Annotated in this window: 27 protein-coding genes; 15 read left to right on the top strand and 12 right to left on the bottom strand. The window is 58.3% G+C overall.

The genetic code is table 11. The annotated features are described in order from the left end of the window. From AACS18_RS21180 to dolP, 3 genes are all read left to right on the top strand, one after another. Positions 1-327: YraN family protein (locus AACS18_RS21180; RefSeq protein WP_258228788.1), on the top strand; the 327-nt coding region annotated here is incomplete at its 5' end. A gap of 9 nt (positions 328-336) precedes the next feature. Beyond that, a complete protein-coding gene (locus AACS18_RS21185) occupies positions 337-927 on the top strand; it encodes a D-sedoheptulose-7-phosphate isomerase (protein WP_005336275.1) in 591 nt (196 codons plus the stop codon). Between the two features lie 4 nt (positions 928-931). Further along, positions 932-1,510 carry a division/outer membrane stress-associated lipid-binding lipoprotein gene (dolP, locus tag AACS18_RS21190; RefSeq protein ID WP_108613239.1) on the top strand — a complete coding sequence of 193 codons (579 nt, stop codon included), beginning with the start codon at positions 932-934 and terminating at the stop codon, positions 1,508-1,510. Positions 1,511-1,552: 42 nt separating this feature from the next. Here dolP and AACS18_RS21195 read toward each other — a convergent pair whose 3' ends face one another. The 8 genes from AACS18_RS21195 to zapE all read right to left on the bottom strand — a co-directional run bounded on the left by AACS18_RS21195 (position 1,553) and on the right by zapE (position 7,726). Then, positions 1,553-1,978, bottom strand: a complete 426-nt coding sequence (locus AACS18_RS21195) for a ClpXP protease specificity-enhancing factor (RefSeq protein ID WP_005336278.1) — start codon at positions 1,976-1,978, stop codon at positions 1,553-1,555. Next, the gene (gene sspA, locus AACS18_RS21200; protein WP_005336279.1) at positions 1,975-2,604 is read right to left on the bottom strand and encodes a stringent starvation protein SspA; all 630 of its coding nucleotides are present in this window, start codon (positions 2,602-2,604) and stop codon (positions 1,975-1,977) included. Before sspA ends, AACS18_RS21195 begins: the two co-directional genes overlap by 4 nt. An 87-nt stretch (positions 2,605-2,691) precedes the next feature. Continuing rightward, positions 2,692-3,426: a cytochrome c1 gene (locus AACS18_RS21205; RefSeq protein ID WP_040068844.1), complete on the bottom strand. Its 735-nt coding sequence runs from the start codon at positions 3,424-3,426 to the stop codon at positions 2,692-2,694. Further along, positions 3,423-4,640: a cytochrome b gene (locus AACS18_RS21210; protein WP_040068842.1), complete on the bottom strand. Its 1,218-nt coding sequence runs from the start codon at positions 4,638-4,640 to the stop codon at positions 3,423-3,425. Before AACS18_RS21210 ends, AACS18_RS21205 begins: the two co-directional genes overlap by 4 nt. Before the next feature lie 2 nt (positions 4,641-4,642). Beyond that, the gene (petA, locus tag AACS18_RS21215) at positions 4,643-5,233 is read right to left on the bottom strand and encodes a ubiquinol-cytochrome c reductase iron-sulfur subunit (protein ID WP_040068840.1); all 591 of its coding nucleotides are present in this window, start codon (positions 5,231-5,233) and stop codon (positions 4,643-4,645) included. Between the two features lie 295 nt (positions 5,234-5,528). Then, positions 5,529-5,921, bottom strand: a complete 393-nt coding sequence (gene rpsI, locus AACS18_RS21220) for a 30S ribosomal protein S9 (protein ID WP_005336286.1) — start codon at positions 5,919-5,921, stop codon at positions 5,529-5,531. A 15-nt stretch (positions 5,922-5,936) separates the two neighbouring features. Continuing rightward, a complete protein-coding gene (rplM, locus tag AACS18_RS21225) occupies positions 5,937-6,365 on the bottom strand; it encodes a 50S ribosomal protein L13 (RefSeq protein ID WP_005336289.1) in 429 nt (142 codons plus the stop codon). Positions 6,366-6,631: 266 nt separating this feature from the next. Beyond that, the gene (gene zapE / locus AACS18_RS21230) at positions 6,632-7,726 is read right to left on the bottom strand and encodes a cell division protein ZapE (RefSeq protein WP_108613240.1); all 1,095 of its coding nucleotides are present in this window, start codon (positions 7,724-7,726) and stop codon (positions 6,632-6,634) included. 140 nt (positions 7,727-7,866) lie between these two features. Here zapE and AACS18_RS21235 point away from each other — a divergent pair, with 140 nt between their 5' ends. From AACS18_RS21235 to AACS18_RS21290, 12 genes are all read left to right on the top strand, one after another. Continuing rightward, positions 7,867-8,247, top strand: a complete 381-nt coding sequence (locus AACS18_RS21235; RefSeq protein ID WP_108613241.1) for a YhcB family protein — start codon at positions 7,867-7,869, stop codon at positions 8,245-8,247. Positions 8,248-8,328: 81 nt separating this feature from the next. Beyond that, positions 8,329-9,690 (top strand): Do family serine endopeptidase, encoded by a 1,362-nt coding sequence (locus AACS18_RS21240; RefSeq protein WP_058053453.1) that lies wholly within the window; start codon positions 8,329-8,331, stop codon positions 9,688-9,690. Between the two features lie 109 nt (positions 9,691-9,799). Next, positions 9,800-10,924 (top strand): outer membrane-stress sensor serine endopeptidase DegS, encoded by a 1,125-nt coding sequence (gene degS, locus AACS18_RS21245; RefSeq protein WP_064339249.1) that lies wholly within the window; start codon positions 9,800-9,802, stop codon positions 10,922-10,924. A 314-nt stretch (positions 10,925-11,238) separates the two neighbouring features. Continuing rightward, a complete protein-coding gene (locus AACS18_RS21250; RefSeq protein ID WP_108613242.1) occupies positions 11,239-11,598 on the top strand; it encodes a PRD domain-containing protein in 360 nt (119 codons plus the stop codon). Positions 11,599-11,615: 17 nt separating this feature from the next. Next, a complete protein-coding gene (locus tag AACS18_RS21255) occupies positions 11,616-11,981 on the top strand; it encodes an SFCGS family glycine-rich protein (RefSeq protein WP_005355141.1) in 366 nt (121 codons plus the stop codon). Next, on the top strand, positions 11,981-12,277 hold the full coding sequence (locus AACS18_RS21260) for a DUF4312 family protein (protein ID WP_100652517.1): 297 nt from the start codon (positions 11,981-11,983) through the stop codon (positions 12,275-12,277). Before AACS18_RS21255 ends, AACS18_RS21260 begins: the two co-directional genes overlap by 1 nt. Positions 12,278-12,316: 39 nt before the next feature. Further along, positions 12,317-13,093, top strand: coding sequence for a DUF4311 domain-containing protein (locus AACS18_RS21265; protein WP_005355143.1), 777 nt, complete (start codon positions 12,317-12,319; stop codon positions 13,091-13,093). 11 nt (positions 13,094-13,104) lie between these two features. Then, the gene (locus tag AACS18_RS21270; RefSeq protein ID WP_005341755.1) at positions 13,105-13,755 is read left to right on the top strand and encodes a DUF4310 family protein; all 651 of its coding nucleotides are present in this window, start codon (positions 13,105-13,107) and stop codon (positions 13,753-13,755) included. A 42-nt stretch (positions 13,756-13,797) separates the two neighbouring features. After that, positions 13,798-14,937 (top strand): amidohydrolase/deacetylase family metallohydrolase, encoded by a 1,140-nt coding sequence (locus AACS18_RS21275; RefSeq protein WP_108613243.1) that lies wholly within the window; start codon positions 13,798-13,800, stop codon positions 14,935-14,937. Then, positions 14,921-16,036 carry a DgaE family pyridoxal phosphate-dependent ammonia lyase gene (locus AACS18_RS21280; protein ID WP_108613244.1) on the top strand — a complete coding sequence of 372 codons (1,116 nt, stop codon included), beginning with the start codon at positions 14,921-14,923 and terminating at the stop codon, positions 16,034-16,036. Before AACS18_RS21275 ends, AACS18_RS21280 begins: the two co-directional genes overlap by 17 nt. Continuing rightward, positions 16,036-16,776: a 2-dehydro-3-deoxy-phosphogluconate aldolase gene (gene dagF / locus AACS18_RS21285; RefSeq protein ID WP_108613245.1), complete on the top strand. Its 741-nt coding sequence runs from the start codon at positions 16,036-16,038 to the stop codon at positions 16,774-16,776. The genes AACS18_RS21280 and dagF overlap by 1 nt, the downstream gene beginning before the upstream one ends. A gap of 107 nt (positions 16,777-16,883) precedes the next feature. Beyond that, positions 16,884-18,788 (top strand): BglG family transcription antiterminator, encoded by a 1,905-nt coding sequence (locus AACS18_RS21290; RefSeq protein WP_108613246.1) that lies wholly within the window; start codon positions 16,884-16,886, stop codon positions 18,786-18,788. Between the two features lie 17 nt (positions 18,789-18,805). Here the strand turns inward: AACS18_RS21290 and npr are convergent, their stop codons facing one another. The 4 genes from npr to hpf are packed head-to-tail and all read right to left on the bottom strand — an operon-like array spanning position 18,806 to position 20,747. After that, positions 18,806-19,078, bottom strand: coding sequence for a PTS phosphocarrier protein NPr (npr, locus tag AACS18_RS21295; protein WP_005336318.1), 273 nt, complete (start codon positions 19,076-19,078; stop codon positions 18,806-18,808). Between the two features lie 20 nt (positions 19,079-19,098). After that, positions 19,099-19,965 carry an RNase adapter RapZ gene (gene rapZ / locus AACS18_RS21300; protein ID WP_108613247.1) on the bottom strand — a complete coding sequence of 289 codons (867 nt, stop codon included), beginning with the start codon at positions 19,963-19,965 and terminating at the stop codon, positions 19,099-19,101. A 45-nt stretch (positions 19,966-20,010) separates the two neighbouring features. Next, complete coding sequence (gene ptsN / locus AACS18_RS21305) at positions 20,011-20,457, bottom strand: PTS IIA-like nitrogen regulatory protein PtsN (protein WP_005336322.1); 447 nt, start codon at positions 20,455-20,457, stop codon at positions 20,011-20,013. Positions 20,458-20,459: 2 nt separating this feature from the next. Further along, entirely contained in the window at positions 20,460-20,747 is a 288-nt protein-coding gene (hpf, locus tag AACS18_RS21310; RefSeq protein WP_005336323.1) for a ribosome hibernation promoting factor, read from the bottom strand. Positions 20,748-20,755 lie beyond the last annotated feature (8 nt).

Consider the following 20,755-nt stretch of genomic DNA (forward strand, 5'->3'; position numbering starts at 1 on the left):
GGACAGCACTTTGAACAAGTCGCTGAACGCTGGTTGCAGGCCCGGGGCCTGCAACCGGTAGCTCGCAACTACCGCTGTCGTGGCGGTGAAATAGATCTCATCATGCACCAGGGCCAGACCCTGGTGTTTGTTGAGGTGCGCTACCGGGCCACCGGCAGCCATGGCGGGGCCGCCAGCTCGGTCACCCGCAGCAAACAGCACAAGATCATGCTGGCAGCGCGCCACTATTTGAAGCAACATGCCATCAATGAGGCCAATCAGGCCTGCCGATTCGATGTGATTGCGTTCGAGGGCGACCAGCCAGCCTGGATCCAGAACGCATTTTAAGAGGACCCTATGACTGACCGCATCAAAGAGAACTACACCGAAAGCATCCAGACCAAGATAGCCGCCGCCGAGGCGTTGCCGGATGCCATCCATACTGCAGCCCAGATGATCACCATCTGCCTGCTCAATGGCCACAAGGTGCTGGCATGCGGTAACGGTCCTTCTGCCGCACTGGCGCAACTGTTCATCTCCGAGCTGGTCAACTGCTACGAGACCCAGCGCCCCTCCCTGCCCGGCATGGCCCTGACCCCGGACATGGCGACCATCAGCGCCATCGCCACCGACCACGGTTTTGAAGAGGTCTACGCCAAGCAGATCCGCGCGCTGGGCCAGCCTGGCGACATTCTGGTGGTCATCACCACCTCCGGCCACAGCCGCAGCCTGATCAAGGCCGCCGAAGCCGCCCTCTCCCGCGACATGACCATAGTGGTGCTGAGCGGGGGTGACGGTGGCGAAATGGCAGGTCTGCTCGGCCCGAACGATGTGGAGATCCGTGTTCCCTCCGCCCGTCGCCCTCGCATTCTGGAAGTGAACCTGTTGACCCTGCACTGCCTGTGTGATCTCATCGACCAGACACTTTTCCCGCAACAGGAAGATTGAAACCATGAAAAAGCACACTATCCTGCTCGGTCTGCTGGTTAGCACCCTGCTGCTGCAAGGCTGCGCAGCCCTGGTTGTTGGCGGCGCCGCAGGGACTGCCAAGGCCTCTGGCGATCGCCGAACCCTGGGCGCGCAGTGGGATGACCAGAACATCGAGCTGAAAGCGGCCAATCTGCTGGCCGACAACAAACCCCTCAGTGCAGCCAGCAAGATCAGCGTCTACAGCAACAATGGCCGCGTTCTGTTGGTCGGCCAGACACCTTCTGACGTTTACAAGATTGAGGCGGGCAAAATTGTCAGTCGCATCGAAGGGGTTCGCCACGTCTACAACGAATTGCGCATCGGCCAACCTGCCAGTTTCACCACTCGCAGCAATGACTCCTGGATCACCTCCAAGGTGAAAGCCGACATGTTCGGCACCAAGAACTTCGACAGCACCAAGGTCAAGGTGGTCACCGAGAACGGCGAGGTGTTCCTGATTGGTCTGGTGACTCGCCAGGAGGGAGAGCAGGCAGTCAACATCGCCCGCCATGTCACCGGCGTGAAGCGCGTGATCAAGGCCTTCGAGTTCGCCCAGAACTAAGCCAACGCGGCATAAAAAAACGCAGCCAATCGGCTGCGTTTTTTATTTGATCACCTTCAGGGTCGGACGACCGCTTGGACGCGGTGGTTCCGGCTCAGGCTCCACCGGCGCTTCAGCCTGCTCGAGCCAGATATCGTAACCCGGCTCAGGCGGGAACATGGTGCCCACGCCGTTCTCCCTAGCATGGATAGCCAACACTGCCGCCATCGGGATGTAAACCTGCTGGGAGACCCCGCCAAAGCGGGCACTGAAGCTGATAGCCTCGTTATCCATGTGAAATTGCATCACGGCTCGGGGCGCGATATTCAGTACAATTTGCCCGTCCTGAGCAAACTGCATCGGCACCATCACATGGGGAATGTTGACGTTGACCACCAGATGAGGGGTCAGATCGTTGTCCAGCAACCAGTCAAAGAACGCCCGTAACAAGTACGGACGGCTCGGTGTCATTGTCGGTTCCATGCTCATACGCCAGCACGGATCTCGCGTTCAGCTTCGGTCAGGGAAGCCTGGAAGGACTCACGCTCGAACAGACGAACCATGTAGGCCTTCAGCTCTTTGGCACCACGACCGGTCAGGTCGATGCCAAGGCTCGGCAGACGCCACAGCAGCGGCGCCATATAGCAATCCACCAGACCGAACTCTTCGCTCATGAAATAGGGCATTTCACCGAAGATCGGCGCGATGGCCAGCAGGTTGTCACGCAGTTCGTTGCGTGCCGCTTCAGCATCGGTACCGGCCATGATCTTGTCAGCCAGTGAGTACCAGTCCAGCTCGATGCGGTGCATCATCAGACGGCTGTTACCACGGGCAACCGGGTAAACAGGCATCAGGGGCGGATGCGGGAAGCGCTCGTCCAGATACTCCATGATGATGCGCGAGGTGTAGAGTGCCAGCTCACGATCAACCAGGGTCGGTACAGAGTTGTACGGGTTCAGCTCGGCCAGCTCATCCGGCAGATTGGCTGGATCAACCTGGCAGATATCCACGCTAACACCCTTCTCCGCCAGGACAATACGCACCTGATGGCTGAACATATCGTTGGCACCGGAAAACAGCGTCATTACCGAACGCTTATTGGCAGCTACAGCCATTGAACCCTCCCGTCATTAAAAAGCAGAAACGGCAATGAAGCATCTTGGTCTTCATTGCCGTGCATTATATTACCCGTATCTGGTCGCTTAGTGAACGTCGCGCCAGAATTCCTTCTTCAACAGCACAGTGAAGATGAAGAAGATCACGATGAAACCAAGCACCCAGAAGCCCATGCGTTCACGCTCCTGTTGTACCGGTTCAGCCGAGTAGACCAAGAAGTTTACCAGATCCAGTACCGTCTGATCATACTCTTCGTCATCCATTTCACCATTACCGTCAGATTTGATGCTGACAACCTGCTGGGTCTCGACTCCATCGACCGTGTGAGTGACGAACTCGGCACGGGGGGTTCCCTGCAACGGTTCCAACACATGAGGCATACCCACAGACGGGAACACCACATTATTCACCCCAAACGGACGAGTCGGATCCACGTAAAAAGAACGCAGATAGGTGTAAATCCAGTCCGCACCACGTACCCGGGCAACCAGAGTCAGATCCGGAGGGGGAGCACCAAACCACTTGGCTGCATCCTTCTCGGACATGGCGCTCTTCATCAGATCACCCACTTTGGCGCCGGTGAAGATGAGGTTCTCCTTCATCAACTCCTCGGGGATCTCCAGATCGGCAGCAACCCGGTTGTAGCGTTGATACTGGGTAGAGTGGCAGCCTGCACAATAGTTCATGAAGGTGGCAGCTCCACGTTGCAGGGATGCCTTGTCGCTCAGATCATAATTGGCTTTGTCCAGATGCACGGCCCCAGCATTGGCAAACACCAGTGATGGCAGCAGGGTCAGCACTGCAAATATTATTTTTTTCATTTAAATGTAACCCTCTCCGGCAGCGGCTTGGTGCGTTCGTTTTTGCTGTAGAAGAACAACAGCACGAAGAAACCGAAATAACCCAAGGTACAAATCTGGGCAACCAGCGTCAGGGTCGGCGTCGACGGCAGTACACCCAGCACCCCCAGGATGATAAAGCAGACCACGAACTGGGCGATGTTAAGCTTGTGCAGCTTGCTGCGATAGCGAACAGAACGCACCTTGCAGCGATCCAGCCAAGGCAGCAGGAACAACACCACAATAGAGAGGCCCATCATGATGACGCCAAGCAGCTTGTCGGGTACGGCACGCAAAATCGCGTAGAAGGGGGTGAAGTACCACACAGGCGCGATGTGAGCAGGAGTCTTCAGGCCGTTGGCCACTTCAAAGTTCGGCTTCTCGAGGAAGTAACCCCACATATCCGGCTTGAAGAAAATGATGGCGCAGAAGAAGAACAGGAAGCCCGCCACACCGATCATGTCCTTGACGGTGAAGTAAGGGTGGAATGCCACCGCATCCAGCGGCCAGCCGTTCTCGTCCTTGTGCTTCTTGATGTCGATACCGTCTGGGTTGTTGGAGCCCACTTCGTGCAGCGCCAGAATGTGCATGGCAACCAGCATCACCAGCACCAGCGGCAACGCGATGACGTGCAGCGCGAAGAAGCGGTTAAGGGTCGCACCGGAGATCACGTAGTCACCACGGATCCACAGGGTCAGATCGTCACCGATGACCGGAATGGCGCCAAACAGCGAGATGATGACCTGGGCACCCCAGAATGACATCTGACCCCAGGGCAGCAAGTAGCCCATAAAGGCTTCCGCCATCAGCACCAGGAAGATCAGCATGCCGAAGATCCACAGCAGCTCACGAGGCTTCTGATAAGAGCCATAGATCATGCCGCGGAACATATGCATATAGACCACGATGAAGAATGCAGACGCACCGGTTGAGTGCATGTAACGCAGCAGCCAGCCGTACTCCACATCGCGCATGATGTACTCCACGGAGGCAAACGCACCTTCCGCAGAGGGGTTGTAGTTCATGGTCAACCAGATACCGGTGATGATCTGGTTAACCAGCACCAGCATGGCCAGCGAGCCGAAGAAGTACCAGAAGTTCAGGTTCTTCGGTGCCGGATACTTGGCCATGTGGTCGTTGTACATGGCCGTGAGCGGGAATCGATAATCGATCCAGCCCATCAGTTTACTCAACATGGTCAGGCCTCCTTGCCATCGGCACCGACCAGGATGGTGGTGTCATTAATGAATTGATAGGGCGGAATGACCAGGTTCAGCGGTGCAGGCACCCCCTGGAACACACGGCCGGCCATGTCGAACTTGGAGCCATGGCACGGGCAGAAGAAGCCGGACGTAACGCCCTGCACCTGCTCGCCAAAGCTGTCAGGCAGATAGGAAGGTGAACACCCCAAGTGGGTGCAAATACCGACCGCGACAAAAATTTCGGGCTTGATCGATCTGTACCCGTTATGGGCATAGTCAGGCTGCTGCGGCTCTTCAGATGAGGGATCCCGCAGCTTGTCATCATGCGCGGCCAAGGCATCCAGCGTCTGTTTGGTGCGTTTCACCACCCAGACAGGCTTGCCTCGCCACTCGACACGGATGAGCTGACCCGGTTCCAACTTGCTGATATCGACTTCAACCGGCGCACCGGCTGCTTTGGCCTTGGCGCTCGGATTCCATGACTTTATAAACGGCACTGCGGTAAACGCAGCTCCTACCCCACCAACGGCAACCGTTGACCAGGTAAGAAATCTGCGGCGACCGGTATCAACTGGCGCATTGCTCATCCAAAAACTCTCCCATGTGGACTCCGCACATTCTTATAGTGTCCCTGTTCCCCATTTTTCCCGTGACAACAGCGGCGGAAGCTGGATTTACAATTGCCACAGAAAACAGGGGAAATTTTAAAGAAAAGATAACAACTTGACAAGAAAGAGCGGTGAGCAATGAAAACAATAAAGAAACAATTTTTTGTCTTTTGTGACGCGTGGTTAGCATTGATGTCGGTAATATTACCAATAAAAAAAGCCTGGCAACCGCCAGGCTTTTTTGACACTCGAAAGAGTGAGTACCAAAAGCGAATTAACGCTTGGAGTACTGCGGACGCTTACGAGCTTTGTGCAGACCAACTTTCTTACGCTCAACCTTACGGGCATCACGAGTAACAAAGCCAGCTTTACGCAGTTCGGAACGCAGGGTTTCGTCGTACTGCATCAGAGCACGAGTGATACCGTGGCGGATCGCACCAGCTTGACCGGAGATGCCACCACCGTTAACGGTGATGTACAGGTCCAGTTTCTCGGTCATCTCAACCAGTTCCAGCGGCTGACGAACTACCATGCGGGCAGTCGGACGGCCGAAGTACTGCTCCAGGGAGCGCTGGTTGATTACGATCTTGCCGCTACCCGCTTTGATAAATACGCGAGCAGTGGAGCTTTTGCGACGGCCGGTACCGTAGTATTGATTTTCTGCCATGTTGCCAGTTCCCGATTAGATATCCAGTACTTGAGGTTGCTGAGCAGCATGAGCATGCTCGGCGCCTGCGTAAACTTTCAGTTTACGGAACATGGCACGGCCCAGAGGACCTTTCGGCAGCATGCCTTTGACGGCTGCTTCGATTACCATTTCCGGTTTACGCTGAATCAGCTTGTCGAAGCTGATTGACTTGATACCACCCGGGAAACCGGAGTGAGCGTGGTACATTTTGTCGGTAAATTTCTTACCGGTTACGTGTACCTTCTCAGCGTTTACAACGATGATGTAATCACCGGTGTCAACGTGCGGAGTGTATTCAGCTTTGTGCTTACCACGCAGACGAGCAGCGATCTCGGTTGCGATACGACCCAGAGTTTTACCTTCTGCGTCCACAATGTACCAGTCACGTTTTACGGTTTCTGGCTTGGCAACGAAAGTTTTCATTAAGTTAAACCCAATTACCTGTTACAGACCCAATTGCTTATGGGGGCTCTCCCACAAACAACAAACGATGGCCTACCTGTACCCCTTCGAATACAAGTAAAGCTTAAAGTGTTGCTGTCTTATCGACAGCTGTAACGTGGGCCGAGCGATTATAAGTGAAGTTGCCTTAAATATCACCTGCTAATTTCACTGCCATGAAACCAGCAAATGTCGCCCGGCCCTACCTGCCGCAGATGCCCATCCGACTGGCAGGCGCGGTATTGTGACTAAGGAAGGTGCACTCTGGCAAGGTATTCGTGCGATTGCATTTCCTGAAGCCGCGAAAGACAGCGTTTGAATTCGAAATTCAGCAGCCCTTCGCCATAGAGTTCTGCCATGGGAACCGCTGCCGACATGATGAGCTTGACGTGCCGTTCGTAGAACTCATCGACCATGGCGATGAAGCGGCGAGCCGCGTCATCCGTGCCTGCACCCATTGGCTGCACATTGGCCAGCAGGACGGTATGGAACAACCTGGCCAGCTCGATATAGTCGTTCTGGGAGCGGGCAGTACAGCAAAGTTGCTCGAATTCCATATAGAGCACCCCTTCCCCCATCCCCAGCGACGTCAGTTGACGATGATTGACCTCGAACGTCCCCTCGCAAGCCGAGTGACCACCGGTTAATTGCTGAAAATAGTGGTCGAGATTGGCTTTTGCCTGCAAATCCAGCGGGCAGTGATAAATCTCGGCTTGTTCCAGCGTACGTAGGCGGTAGTCGATACCGCCATCCACGTTAAGTACCTCGCAATGGCGCTCGATAAGCTCGATAGCTGGCAGAAAACGGGCTCGCTGCAGCCCATTGCGATAAAGATCGTGCGGCGGGATATTTGAGGTTGCAACCAGTACGACACCGTGACCAAACAGCTCCTGAAACAGCGTGCCCAGCAACATGGCATCGGTGATGTCGGAGACAAAAAATTCGTCGAAACAGATGATGTCTGTCTCGTTGGCAAGCTTGCTGGCTACCAGCTTGAGGGGATCGGACTGCCCGCTCAGCCCCTGCAGTTCATCGTGAATGCGGTGCATGAAACGGTGGAAATGGCTGCGCATCTTGCGCTTCCCCGGCAGGCTGTCGAAAAAGGTATCCATCAGCCAGGTCTTGCCTCGGCCCACTCCGCCCCACATATAGATACCGAGGACAGGCTCCGGCGACTTGGGCTTTTGCAGCCAACCCAGCAGCCCTCGAGATCTGGTCGGAGTCGGGCGCCGTAGCAAATCCTGATACAGTCGCTCCAGCCTGCTAATGGCCATCCCCTGCGCGGGGTCGGCCACAAAGCCGGGGCGCAGCAGATCCTGCTGGTATTTTTGCTGCGGTGTCATCCTTGAGCGCCTCTCCAAGTCCCTGAATCGAGGACAAAATGGTATCACGGCCTCAGGACGCACGGTATAGTGCCATCAAGGCATGGCGGTTATGACGACCGCATAAACCCACTCTGTTTTAGCTGTAACAAGGAGCATCTATGAGTCTGTTAACTGGGATCCTGCTGGCTGTCGCGGCCTTGATTATCGGTATCGTTCTCGGCCGTTTTTCGGTACGTAGCCGCGATGCTGGCCGCCTGGAACAGGAACTGAAAAAGGCCCACAAGGAGCTCGAGAGTTATCAGGGCCAGATCAATACCCACTTCGCCGACAGTGCCGCGCTGATGGAACAACTGGCCGAGCAGTATCAGGCCCTCTATCGCCACATGGCCGAGCAGAGTAAATTCCTGGCCAAGGCGCAGGAACCGCTGTTCCGCGAGTCATTGGTAGAAGAAGCCCCTGCCAATGTGGCAGAAGAGCCGGGCGTTCCGCCTCGCGACTATGCGGGTGCCTCTTCCGGACTGCTCAAACAACCAAACTAGTTCCCCGCGGAACTAATTGGCCAGTCCCGTGGTCTGACCTTGACGATTGCAATGCAACTTTTTCTGGGAGCTGTTTTTCATATGCGTAAACCTCTTTCCATGCTCAGTGTGCTAGCCCTCAGTGTCGGTATCGCCATGTCTGCGGCCCCTGTTCAGGCTGCACTGCCTTCCCTGTTAGGCTCAAATCAGGAGATGCCAAGCCTGGCGCCTGTTCTCGAACAGGTCACCCCGGCTGTGGTCAATATCTCGGTTTCTGGCAAAAAAATTACCCGTCAGCGTCTGCCGGAGCAGTTCAAGTTCTTCTTCGGCCCCAACATGCCCGACGAACAGGTGAGCGAGCAGCCGTTCCAGGCGCTCGGCTCCGGTGTCATCGTCGATGCCAAGAAGGGTTACGTGATCACCAACGCCCACGTGGTGCACGAGGCGGACGAGATCAAGGTCAACCTGAAGGATGGTCGTGAGTATGCGGCCAAGAAGATCGGTGAAGACAAACAGTCCGACATCGCCCTGCTGCAAATCAAGGCCGAGGATCTGGTGCAGATCAAGTTCGCCGACTCCGACGAGCTGCGGGTGGGTGACTATGCGCTGGCCATCGGCAACCCGTTTGGTCTGGGCCAGACCGTCACCTCCGGTATTGTCAGTGCGCTGGGTCGCAGCGGCCTCAACATCGAGAATCTGGAGAACTTCATCCAGACCGATGCGGCCATCAACTCCGGTAACTCCGGCGGCGCCCTGCTCAACCTGCGTGGCGAGCTGATCGGTATCAACACCGCGATTCTGGGCCCGAACGGCGGCAACATCGGCATCGGCTTTGCCATCCCTTCCAACATGGTGCGGGATCTGACCGAGCAGATCGTCAAGTACGGTGAAGTGCGTCGCGGCCAGCTGGGTATTACCGGCACCGAGCTCACCTCCGACATCGCCAAAACCTTCGGTTACAACAAGAAGGATGGTGCCTTCGTCAATCAGGTCATGCCTGATTCGGCGGCCGACAAGGCGGGCATCAAGGCTGGCGATATCATCGTCAGCATCGATGGCAAACCGGTTCGCTCCTTCGGCGAGCTGCGTGCCAAGATCGCTACCATGGGCGCTGGCAAGCAGGTCGAGCTGGGACTGATCCGCGATGGCAAGTCACAAACAGCCAAGGTGACCCTGAAGCAGGCTGATGACAGCGAAGTACGCGCCAGCGCGCTGCATCCGGCACTGGAAGGGGCCAAGCTGAGCACCACTACCGATCCGGTCTCCGGCGTCGCGGTGGCCGATATTGATCCTCGCTCTCCGGCAGCCGCTTCCGGCCTGCAGAAGGGTGACATCATCATCGGGGTCAACCGCCTGCGCATCAACACCCTGGGCGAGCTGACCAAGGCGCTCAAGAACAAGCCTGACGTGCTGGCGCTCAACATCCAGCGCGGCGACTCCTCGCTCTATCTGGTGATCCGCTAACGCTCAAGTTGTTCGCCAGCCCCTCCATCACCCGCGGCCTTCACCGCGGGTGATTTTTATCCATCGATAGTGTTATTCTCTGCGCGCAGCCTGTACGGATGAGAATGACATGAAAATCCCCCCTTTAGTCAGTTACTTGGGCAAGTCTGTCGGTTTTGGATTGACCGTCGCGGCGCTGCTGCTGTTGCTGTTTCCCCATTTTCGCGGTGGTGCCCAACTGCCCGGCATCATCACCAATGCCCGTGAACTGAGTTTCTCCTATGCCGCCCATCGGGCAGGCCCTGCCGTCGTCAACATCTACACCCGCAGCTTTGCCCCCAATCAGGGCAATCAGGGGGAACTGCGCCCGCAAGGGCTGGGTTCTGGCGTCATCATGAATCAGCGCGGCTATGTACTGACCAACTACCACGTCATCGCCGATGCCGACCAGATCATCGTCGCGTTGCAGGATGGCCGGGTCTTCAGCGCCGAACTGGTCGGTACCGATCAGCTCACCGACCTCGCCGTGCTCTATATCGAGTCAGACAACCTGCCGGTGATCCCGCAGGATCCCGAGCGACTGCCAGAAGTGGGGGATGTGGTGCTCGCCATCGGCAACCCCTACAACGTCGGCCAGACCATCACCCAGGGCATTATCAGCGCGACCGGCCGTACCGGCCTCTCCAGCATGGGGCCCGACAGCAATGGCCGTCAGGATCTGCTGCAGACCGATGCCGCCATCAACGAGGGCAACTCGGGTGGCGCGCTGGTCAACGGCCGTGGCGATCTGGTGGGGATCAACACCGCCACCTATCACCTCAACGGCAATCAGGAGAGCTACGGCATCAGCTTCGCCATCCCCTACCGGCTGGCAAAACGGATCATGGATGAGCTGATCGCCAACGGCCGGGTGATCCGCGGCTACCTCGGGATCTCCAGCGTCGAGATCAACCCCATCGTCGCGCGGATGATGAACCTCGGCGACCTGCGTGGTCTGGTGGTGGAGAGTCTGGATCCCAACGGACCGGCGGCCAAAGGCGGCCTGCAGCGAGGGGATGTGCTGCTCAAGATCAACGGAGAGGCCATCAGTGGCGTACGCAGCGCCATGGACAAGATTGTCGAGAGCCGCCCCGGCACCAAGCTGACCATCTCGGTATTCCGCTCCGGCAAGCCGCTGGAAGTGGTGGTCACTATAGAGGAAGACCTGCGCTATCAGCAGAGAGCGGCCAGCTCGAGCGCAGCATCGGCCAGCTAGCGTCACTCCTTTTAATGAGAAGGGCGGGAAACCGCCCTTTTCCACATCAGTCCCCTCGGCAACGTCTCTTACCGTGAGATGACTCACAGTTTCACGCAACGCTTGCCCTGCCCCCGCCCCCCGATTTGTGCGCTACCGATCACACAAAACCGGCCCCAATAAGCACTCTTTTTGTCTTTTCAGTATCCAAACAATCACTTTGGGGCCATTTCCTCAGGAATTTCCGCTTCGAATCGGAAAAACGCTGCCTCCTCCACATCGACGCGCAGGCTTAGGGTAACGCCATACCTTCTGCCAGCCTTGGAGAGCAGACATTGCAAACAGAGACTCACGACCAGACCCTGACCCCGAACAGCCCGGAGTTGCTGCGCCAGACCGACCAGATCCTGGCACGCATTCATATTCTGCTGGGCGATCAGGGTATCCGCCCCAACGAGGTACAGCAGCAGATGCTGGCCTCCCACGTCAAAGCCATGGTGTGGCGCTCCCACAGCGGTGAACCGCTGCCGGAAGTTGACCTCAGCCTGTTTGAGGAGATCTCTCCCCTCTCCCTGCGTCTCGCCGAGCAGGTTGTCAGCTGGCTGGAGCGACTCGCCTACGAAGAGGCACACCTCTTGTCCGTCCATTTTGAAGTCGCCAAAGAAAACGAACTCAGCTCGGTGCAGAACCCGTAACTCAAGGAGAAATCGATATGACAGCCATCAAACTCGTGATTGGAGATCGTCTCGGCAAGGGTCAGAAAGTGGGCGCAGGCGCGGAAGCTGCCGGAGCCAACGTGACCATCATCCCCGGCATGGCCGCTGACATGAAGCTCGGCGATGTGATGAACAAGGAGCAGGCGGATCTCGGCATCTCCTTCTGCGGCAGCGGCGGCGCCGGTGCAATCACAGCCCAGACCAAATACGGCTACAAGTGCCGTTACGGCATGCGCTCTGTTGAAGAGGGCGTCACCGCCATCAACGAAGGGTGCGTGGTGCTGGGCTTCGGTTTCATGGACAAGGAAGAGCTGGGTCAGAAGCTGGTCGAAGCCTTCGCCAAGAAGCACGGACGCGCCTGATGAAAGAGAACTTCACCACCCAGGTCATCGTCAACGGCAAGGGGACGACACGCCAGCAGGCGTTTGCCTCCGCCCTCAGCCAGGTGCAACCCACACTGCTCAAGGACAACCAGCAGGTACTGCTGCGTATTGAGCCGGTCGATGTACAGGTGCTCAAAGCCGAGGAGTCGGTCCGGGTGGAGAAGTTTCTGTTCTTCTTCCTGCCGCGCCAGCGCTGCGAATACCGCGTCCAGCTGGAGATCAAGGTTCAGGTCACCAGTCTGGATGTCGCCAAGGTGACGTTCACCCAGGTGTGATGCCTGCGCAGGCACAACCCCACAAGAAGGATACGTTGGATGTTTCTAATCATTTTTATCAAGTCACTCATCATTGGCGGCCTGGTTGGCGTCGGGGTGGGGGCCGGCGCGGCGCGGATGTTCCACGCCCCGACCGTACAGGGCATGGGTGCCTTCCGCACCCTGGGCGAACTTAACTCCTGCGAGGGGGATCCCGCTTCTCACTTCTCGTTTGGTCTGGGCTTCTTCTTCAACGCCTGGGCCTCCACCGTGGCGGCCGGCGCCTTCACCCAGGATGTGGATCACCGCATCATCCCGCACTGGGCCACGGCGGCACTGCTGTTCAAAAATCGGGATCTCGCAACCACTCTGCACGACCCGAAAAAGATGGCCATCGCTGGCGGCATCATAGGTGCCATCGTGGTCGCCTTCCTCAACAGTACGGCGGCTGCCGTTCCTGCAGCTCTGCAGGTCACAGCGGTCAAGGTGCTGGTACCAGCCGCCAACCTGCTGGTCAACACCGTCATGCCGGTGATCTTCTGGCTCGCTGCCATCGAGGCGGGCAAGAAATCCGGTTTCTGGGCCACCATCTTCGGCGGTCTGGCCCAACTCATCATGGGCAACGCGGTACCGGGTCTGGTGCTCGGCATCCTGATCGGCAAGGGTGTGGAAGAGAGCGGTTGGAACCATGTCACCAAGGTGATGATGGCAGCCATCGTCCTGCTGTTCGTGCTGAGCGGATTCTTCCGCGGCTTCGACATGAAACTGATTGAATCCTTCCATATGGGTGTCCCCCTGTGGCTGGAAAGTGTCCATAACCTGCTGAGCGGCAAATAAGGGGTCACACCATGGATGAGAAACTGAAAAACAACTTCTGGTACGCCGACTGGTCATTCCCCATCTTCGTCGGCCTGCTCTCGGCCGGGGTCTTTGCCGGTACCCACATGTTCTATCTGTACGGGGTTGGTGCCTTCAACGAGGTAGCCTTCGTCGCCATGCTGAAAGCCGGAATGGACACGGGTGCCTACGGCGCAGTAGCCGCGTTCGGTGCCAGCTTCCTGTTCGCCCGCATCATCGAGGGATCCCTGGTGGGGATTCTGGATATCGGCGGCGCCATCCAGACCGGGGTCGGCCTCGGTGTGCCCGCCCTGCTGCTGGGGGCTGGCATCGTCTATCCGGTGGAGAACTTCGGCGCCTCGCTGGCAACCGGCATGGGGATTGGTCTGGCCATCGGCTACATCATCATTCTGGCGCGCAAGTTCACCATCAACCAGAGCAACTCCACCTACGGTGCTGACGTGATGATGGGTGCTGGCAACAGCTCTGGTCGCTTCCTCGGCCCCCTCATCATCCTCTCCGCCATGGGCGCTTCCATCCCCATCGGTATCGGTTCCCTGCTGGGTGCGCTGCTGTTCTACGTGTGGGGCAAGCCCATCACAGGCGGTGCCATCCTGGGAGCCATGCTGTTGGGTACCTTCTTCCCGGTCGCCCTTGTGTAAGTACCAGCCGCCCTGCGGGGCGGCTCGCCAGAGGTTATCAGCATGTACGACATGATCATCAGAGCCGGGCGCCAGGGAGATGGCCAGCTCGTCGATATTGCCATCAGGGAGGGCAAAATCGCCGCCATCGGCTCCCTGCCGGGGACGGCAGCGGCGCGGCAGATACTGGATCTCGGCGGCCGGGTGCATGTGAGCGCAGGCTGGATCGACGGCCACACCCACTGTTATCCCGCCTCCCCCATCTATCACGATGAGCCGGACAAGGTGGGCGTAGAGTCCGGCGTCACCACCGTCATCGACGCAGGCAGCACCGGAGCCGACGATGTGAATGACTTCCAGCAGATCGCTGCTGGTTGCAAGACCCGGGTGCATGCCCTGCTCAATATCTCCCGCATCGGCCTGCTGCGTCAGAACGAGCTGGCGGATAGCCGGGATCTCGATATGGATCTCGCCTCGGCAGCCATTCGCCGCCACCCCGACTTTATTGTTGGCATCAAGGCGCGGATGAGCGGTAGCGTGGTAGGTGAGAACGGCCTGCAACCGCTGCGCATGGCCAAGGCGCTGCAACAGGCCCACGGCCAGCTGCCGCTGATGGTGCACGTGGGTAACACGCCGCCGGATCTGGACGAGATAGTTGCCCTGCTGGGGGATGGCGATCTGCTGACCCACTGCTTCAACGGCAAACCGAACCGCATCCTGACTCCGGCTGGCGAGCTGCGCCAGGCGGTGCGTGAGGCGATGAAACGGGGCCTGTTGCTCGACATCGGCCACGGCGGCGCCAGCTTCAGCTTCGAGGTGGCGGAGCTGGCTATCCGGCAGGGGATCCTGCCCCGCACCATCAGCTCCGATATCTACTGCAAGAACCGCATCAAGGGGCCGGTCTACAGTCTGGCCCACGTGATGTCGAAGTTTCTCGCCATCGGCATGACGCTGGAGCAGGTGCTCGCCTGCGTCACCCATCAGGCCGCCGATGCCCTGCGCCTTTCCGGCAAAGGGCGGCTTGAGGTGGGCGCCGATGCCGATCTGACCCTGTTCGAGGTCGCCAGCGGCCCGACCCTGTTTATGGATACCGAAGCCCAGTCTCGCAGCGGTAACCAACAACTGCAGCCTCTCGCCGCCCTGGTCGGTGGCGAACTGGTTCTGACTCACTATGGGAAATCACACCATGCCTTCTGTTTATGAGAAATATCAGCTCAGACCGGTGATCAACGCCTCCGGGCGCATGACCATTCTCGGCGTCTCCACCCCCGAGCAGGAGGTGGTCGATGCGGTCAATTTCGGCCTGAGCCACTACTTCGAGGTCAAGGATCTGGTCAACAAGACCGGCGCCTATCTGGCTGGTTTGCTGGATGTGGAAGATGCGGTGGTGGTCTCCTGCGCCAGCGCCGGCATCGCCCAGTCAGTCGCCGCCATGATAGTACGCGGCGATCCCTACCGCCTCGAGCACCTGCATGCCCATCCCCATGAGGTGCCGAGTGAAATCGTGTTGCCCAAGGGGCATAACGTCAACTTCGGCGCCCCGGTCGGTACCATGGTCAATCTGGGTGGCGGCAAAGTAGTGGAAGCCGGTTACGCCAACGAGTGCTCCCCTTCCCAGCTGGCAGCCGCCATCAATGCCAACACCGCTGCTATCCTCTATATCAAGTCCCACCACTGCGTGCAGAAGAGCATTCTGTCGGTGGCAGAGGCCGCCGAGGTCGCCAAGACCCACGGGCTCCCGCTCATCGTCGATGCGGCAGCCGAAGAGGATCTGCGCCTCTACTACAACCAGGGGGCGGATCTGGTCATCTACAGCGGCGCCAAGGCCATTGAAGGGCCCACCAGCGGGCTGGTGCTCGGCAAGCGCCAGTATGTGGAGTGGGTCAAACAGCAGGCCAATGGCATCGGTCGCGCCATGAAGGTGGGCAAGGAGGGGATCCTCGGCCTGACCCACGCTATCGAGCGCTATCTGGCCAAAGAGAAAGAGAGCGGCGCCGCCATGGTCGCCAAGATGAGCCCCTTCATCGAGCGCCTAAACCAGCTGCCCGGCGTCACCGCCAAGGTGGTGTGGGACAGCGCAGGGCGCGACATCGCCCGCACCGATATCGCCTTTGACCACCAGCAGCTCGGCATGACCACAGTGCAGGTCGTCAGCCGTCTGCAACAGGGCACGCCTGCCATCTACTGCCGCGGCTACAAGGCCAACGAGGGGCACATCGAGATCGATGTGCGCAGCGTCACCGTGCCCCAGCTCGACCAAATCCACTCTGCCATTGCCAACCTCGTTCAGGAGAATCGCTGATGTCCCTTACCCCCAACTACTACCGTGATCGGGTCTGTCTCAACGTGCTGGCAGGTTCCAAAGAGAATGCCGTCGAGGTGTACGACGCAGCCGAAGGCCACGTGCTGGTCGGTGTGCTCTCCAAAAACTACCCGGATATTCCCTCCGCGGTGGCCGACATGCGGGCTTACGCCAAGCTTATCGACAACGCCCTCTCCATCGGACTGGGCGCCGGCGATCCACGCCAATCCGCCATGGTGGCCGAACTGGCCTGCCAGCTGCAGCCCCAGCACGTCAATCAGGTGTTCACCGGTGTCGGCGCCAGCCGGGCGCTGCTCGGCCAATCACAAACGCTGGTGAATGGGTTGATCTCCCCTACCGGCATGCCGGGCATGGTGAAGATCTCCACCGGTCCACTCAGCGCCGGGCAGTCGGATGGAATAGTGCCCATCGATACCGCCATTGCCTTGCTCAAGGACATGGGCGGCAGCTCGGTCAAGTTCTTCCCCATGGGTGGGCTGGCCTGCCGCGACGAGTATCAGGCAGTGGCCGAGGCTTGTGCCCGCCACGGCTTCTGGCTGGAACCCACCGGCGGCATCGATCTGGAGAACTTCGAGGAGATAGTGCGGATTGCGCTGGACGCCGGAGTCGAGAAAGTTATCCCTCACGTCTACAGCTCCATCATCGACAGCGCGAGCGGGCACACTCGCCCCGAGGATGTGCGGACTCTGCTGGCGATGGTGAAACGACTGTTGGCCTGATGGCAGCCACGGGCACCGGTTCAATCACTGACCGGTGCCTGGCTTGTTGATGACCCACTTGTTAACATCGACCCTTTATCTCGCAACAGGAGTCTTGCATACCCCCTATGATCAAGCTGCCACACCCCAGGCTCCATCAAATGCTGATCCAGCTCCACGCAGAACCGCTGCCACAGGAGGAACTGGCTCGCCGCCTCAATGTCTCCACCCGCACGGTGCGCACCGATGTGGCGACCCTCAACGAACTGATGGCCACGCACGGCGCTCACCTGATCCACCAGCGTGGCAGCGGCTACCAGCTCAAGATCTACAATCAGGGACTGTTCGAGGCTCTGCTGGCGGCCCAGGGTCAGGATAGCGGCCTGCCACGCACCAGCCGGGAGCGGGTGCAGCACCTGCAGATCCTGCTATTGACGGCAGAGCAGGGGATCAAGCTCGATGAGCTGGCTGATACCTGGTATCTGAGCCGGGCGGCACTGCAGGGGGATATGGCGGAAGTCCGTGAGCAGCTCAGCAACTTCAGGCTCAGCGTCGAGAGCAAACCCCGCCTGGGGATGCGCATTCAGGGGGAGGAGACGGCGATCCGGGCCTGTTTGACCCAACTGCTCTATCAGGAGTTGCTGCACAACAACCAGTTGCAAACCCTGTTGCCCAACCTTTGCCCCAGCAAGACGATGGAGGTAGTGGGCAATCATATCCATGCCCAGCTTGCCCGACATCAGCTGCGTCTCGCTGACGAGAGCCAGCAGCAGCTCGCCATCTACTGCGCAGTTGCCCTGCTGCGTCAGGCATCCGGTCACGAGTTGCGCCACTTCGCCAGCGAGGATCTGACTCTGCCGCTGCTGGCAGTATCTCGCGATATATATGCGGTATTGCCCACCCTGACGCCCCCCGTAGAGGACGAGATCGCCGGTCTCGCCATTCAGATCCAGGCGCGCCTGATTGCCGATACTCCCCAGCTCAGCCCGGCAATGGCCGCCGAGAGCGAACAACTGGTGGAGCATCTGCTGACCTACATTCATCAACACTACCCTTACGACCTGCGAGGCGACCAACAGCTGCGGGCCGACCTGCAAACCCATATCAGCGCCATGCTGCTACGGGTCAAATACCAGATAGGCAACCACAACCCGTTGGCCGATCACATCAAGCAGTACTATCCTCTCGCCTACGACATCACGCTGGCGGCCATCTCGGAGTGGATCAAGCAGACCCCCTACCGACTGACCCACCACGAGATCGGCTATCTGGTGATCCATATCGGGGTCGGGCTGGAGCGCCATTACGACATCGGCTATACCCGCCGCCCGCAGGCGCTATTGCTTTGCGATGCAGGCAACGCCACCTTCCGGGTACTGGAAGCACGCATCAAGCGGGAGTATCCCCAGTTGCAGCTGACCACGCTGGAGTCGGTGCGGGATTACGAAGGTCTGGAGCAGATCGCGCAGGACTTTGTCATCAGTACCGTCAAGGTGAACGAAAAAAACGCCCCCGTGGTACTCGTTGCCCCCTTCCCGACCCAATACCAGCTGGAGCAGCTTGGCAAGCTGGTGCTGATCGACCGCACCCGCCCCTACATGCTCGACAAATATTTCGATGCCGACCACTTCATGGTGGTCAAAGAACCCCTTACCCAGGCCGAACTGTTTGCCCGTATCTGTGATCAGCTGGAGGCGGAAGATCTGGTGAAGAGCGGCTTCAGAGCCTCACTACAGGAGCGGGAGCGGATCGTCTCAACCATGTTGGGAGAAGGGATCGCCCTGCCCCACTCCCTCGGTCTGCTGGCGCGCCGTACTCTGGTTTACACCGTGCTGGCACCGCAGGGGATTGACTGGGGGAACGGGGAAATCGCGACGCTCATCTTCGTGCTGGCCATCAGCAAGGCCGACTACGAGGAGGCGATGGGTCTCTACGACCTGTTTCTGGCACTGATGAACGAAAAAGCCAGCAGGAATCTACTGGCTTGTCGGGATTTTGCCAGCTTCAAAGCGCTGGCGCGTACCGGTTCATAACATAAAACGAGGAGTGACTACTCCTCGTTGAAGCCGGAAGTGAACAGCTCCACCACGGCGGCCAGGGCCTCGACCTCTTCGGGGCCCTCAACCTGTACTTCCACCTGCCGCCCTTGCGCGGAATCCAGCATCAGCAGGCCGATGATGCTGTCAGCATCGGCCTCCACACCATCTTCATTGCGCAGCAGCACGTGGGCATCGAAACCCTGCACCAGCTCGAACAGCATCATGGCCGGTCTGGCATGAATACCCAGCTTGTTTTTCACTTCAACCGAGGCGGAAACAGTCATCGGGTCGTCCTATTGGTCCGTCAGGATTGGGGCGCACTCTTGTCGAGAGTGCGGTGGCGGATCTGCACGTTCTTGCCAAGCAAACGGAATGCACCGGCCAGCCGCTCTGCAATAAAGACCGAGCGATGCTGACCGCCGGTGCAACCGATGCCGACCGTGAGGTAGCTGCGATTGTTGCGCTCCAGATGGGGCAACCAGGTCGCCAACATGTTTTCGATCTGCTGGGTAAACAGCATCACGTCAGCCTGCGCCGAGAGGTAGTTGGCGACCGGCTCATCCTTACCAGTGAACGGCTTGAGCTCGGGGATCCAGTGCGGATTGGGCAGGAAGCGGGCATCGAACACGAAGTCAGCATCCTTGGGAATGCCGTACTTGAAACCGAACGACTCGAACACCAGCACCAGCTCGTTCTCTTTCTTGCCGAGTACCCGGGTCTTGATGAGCTCGCTCAGGTCATGAATGCTGAGGGTGGTGGTGTCGATGCGCAGGTCAGCGGTCGAGGAGAGTGGCGCCAGCAGGTGGGTCTCCTCCCGAATCGCCTCATCCAGCGACAGCTTGTTGCGTGAGAGGGGGTGCAGGCGGCGGCTCTCGCCATAGCGCTTGAGCAGGGTGCCGTTGTCGGCATCGAAGAAAAAGCTGGAGAACTCTACCCGCCCCTCATTGCGCACCTGAGCCAGCAGATTTTCCAGTTTCTCCGGATCGCTCGGCAGGTTGCGCACATCGATACTGACCGCCAGCTTGTCGTACTGGCTCTCCACCGAGACAATCAGCTGGGGCAGCAGATTGACCGGCAGGTTGTCCACACAGTAGTAACCCAGATCTTCCAGCACTCGCAGGGCTACCGTTTTACCGGAGCCCGAACGTCCACTTACCACGATTAACTGCATCTTGTTCCCTCACGCCAAAACGGGTGTCTCATCCTTGGCCTGCTGTCAGGCCGAGGTCATGATCTGATAGAGCTCTTCGTCGCTGGTTGCCTGACGCAACTGGCGGCAAACCGCCTTGTCACCCAGCTTGGAAGCCATCAGAGAAAGGGTCTTGAGATGCTGCTTGCACTCGCTTTCCGGCACCAGCAAGGCAAACAGCAGGTCAACCGGTTGATTATCGATGGAGTCGAAAGGAATAGGGTCGGCAAAGGTCATCAGGATCGCGGTTGGCGGGAACTCATCGTCAATGCGACCGTGGGGGATCGCAATACCGGCACCGATCCCGGTACTACCCATTTTTTCGCGGGCCAGCAAGCATTCAAACAGCGCCTGACGGGAGGTGCCAAGGCGTTCGGCGGCCAGCTCGCTGATGATTTCGAGGGCGCGTTTCTTGCTGGTACAAGGGACTGCACTCTTGGTGCAGTCCCGACTCAGTATGTGTTCAAGTTGCATGGTTATTTTTTATTTAACTTATCTTTGTGCTTGATGATCTGCCTGTCCAGCTTGTCGAGCAAGGTGTCTATCGCAGCATACATATCGGCATGTTCAGAGTTGGCAAACACTTCGCCACCGCTGACGTGCAATTTGGCTTCCGCTATCTGGTTCAGTTTTTCCACGCTAAGCACCACATGAACATTGTTGATGTGGTCGAAGTGACGCTCGAGTTTGGCAAATTTGTTATTCACATAATCACGCAGAGCTTCGGTGATCTCGACATGGTGTCCGGTCAGGTTAATTTGCATAACATCAT

This window comes from Aeromonas sp. HMWF015 (assembly GCF_963878965.1).
GTDB lineage: Bacteria > Pseudomonadota > Gammaproteobacteria > Enterobacterales > Aeromonadaceae > Aeromonas > Aeromonas veronii.

Coding starts and splice junctions, on each gene's coding strand:
- petA (WP_040068840.1), bottom strand. CDS start 5,233: ATGAGCAATGCGCCAGTTGATACCGGTCGCCGCAGATTTCTTACCTGG.
- ptsN (WP_005336322.1), bottom strand. CDS start 20,457: ATGCAACTTGAACACATACTGAGTCGGGACTGCACCAAGAGTGCAGTC.
- rpsI (WP_005336286.1), bottom strand. CDS start 5,921: ATGGCAGAAAATCAATACTACGGTACCGGCCGTCGCAAAAGCTCCACT.
- AACS18_RS21235 (WP_108613241.1), top strand. CDS start 7,867: ATGAGTCTGTTAACTGGGATCCTGCTGGCTGTCGCGGCCTTGATTATC.
- degS (WP_064339249.1), top strand. CDS start 9,800: ATGAAAATCCCCCCTTTAGTCAGTTACTTGGGCAAGTCTGTCGGTTTT.
- AACS18_RS21240 (WP_058053453.1), top strand. CDS start 8,329: ATGCGTAAACCTCTTTCCATGCTCAGTGTGCTAGCCCTCAGTGTCGGT.
- AACS18_RS21210 (WP_040068842.1), bottom strand. CDS start 4,640: ATGTTGAGTAAACTGATGGGCTGGATCGATTATCGATTCCCGCTCACG.
- AACS18_RS21290 (WP_108613246.1), top strand. CDS start 16,884: ATGATCAAGCTGCCACACCCCAGGCTCCATCAAATGCTGATCCAGCTC.
- AACS18_RS21275 (WP_108613243.1), top strand. CDS start 13,798: ATGTACGACATGATCATCAGAGCCGGGCGCCAGGGAGATGGCCAGCTC.
- AACS18_RS21265 (WP_005355143.1), top strand. CDS start 12,317: ATGTTTCTAATCATTTTTATCAAGTCACTCATCATTGGCGGCCTGGTT.
- zapE (WP_108613240.1), bottom strand. CDS start 7,726: ATGACACCGCAGCAAAAATACCAGCAGGATCTGCTGCGCCCCGGCTTT.
- AACS18_RS21260 (WP_100652517.1), top strand. CDS start 11,981: ATGAAAGAGAACTTCACCACCCAGGTCATCGTCAACGGCAAGGGGACG.
- npr (WP_005336318.1), bottom strand. CDS start 19,078: ATGACTGTTTCCGCCTCGGTTGAAGTGAAAAACAAGCTGGGTATTCAT.
- AACS18_RS21195 (WP_005336278.1), bottom strand. CDS start 1,978: ATGAGCATGGAACCGACAATGACACCGAGCCGTCCGTACTTGTTACGG.
- AACS18_RS21270 (WP_005341755.1), top strand. CDS start 13,105: ATGGATGAGAAACTGAAAAACAACTTCTGGTACGCCGACTGGTCATTC.
- dolP (WP_108613239.1), top strand. CDS start 932: ATGAAAAAGCACACTATCCTGCTCGGTCTGCTGGTTAGCACCCTGCTG.
- AACS18_RS21205 (WP_040068844.1), bottom strand. CDS start 3,426: ATGAAAAAAATAATATTTGCAGTGCTGACCCTGCTGCCATCACTGGTG.
- AACS18_RS21280 (WP_108613244.1), top strand. CDS start 14,921: ATGCCTTCTGTTTATGAGAAATATCAGCTCAGACCGGTGATCAACGCC.
- rapZ (WP_108613247.1), bottom strand. CDS start 19,965: ATGCAGTTAATCGTGGTAAGTGGACGTTCGGGCTCCGGTAAAACGGTA.
- AACS18_RS21185 (WP_005336275.1), top strand. CDS start 337: ATGACTGACCGCATCAAAGAGAACTACACCGAAAGCATCCAGACCAAG.
- hpf (WP_005336323.1), bottom strand. CDS start 20,747: ATGCAAATTAACCTGACCGGACACCATGTCGAGATCACCGAAGCTCTG.
- dagF (WP_108613245.1), top strand. CDS start 16,036: ATGTCCCTTACCCCCAACTACTACCGTGATCGGGTCTGTCTCAACGTG.
- sspA (WP_005336279.1), bottom strand. CDS start 2,604: ATGGCTGTAGCTGCCAATAAGCGTTCGGTAATGACGCTGTTTTCCGGT.
- rplM (WP_005336289.1), bottom strand. CDS start 6,365: ATGAAAACTTTCGTTGCCAAGCCAGAAACCGTAAAACGTGACTGGTAC.
- AACS18_RS21255 (WP_005355141.1), top strand. CDS start 11,616: ATGACAGCCATCAAACTCGTGATTGGAGATCGTCTCGGCAAGGGTCAG.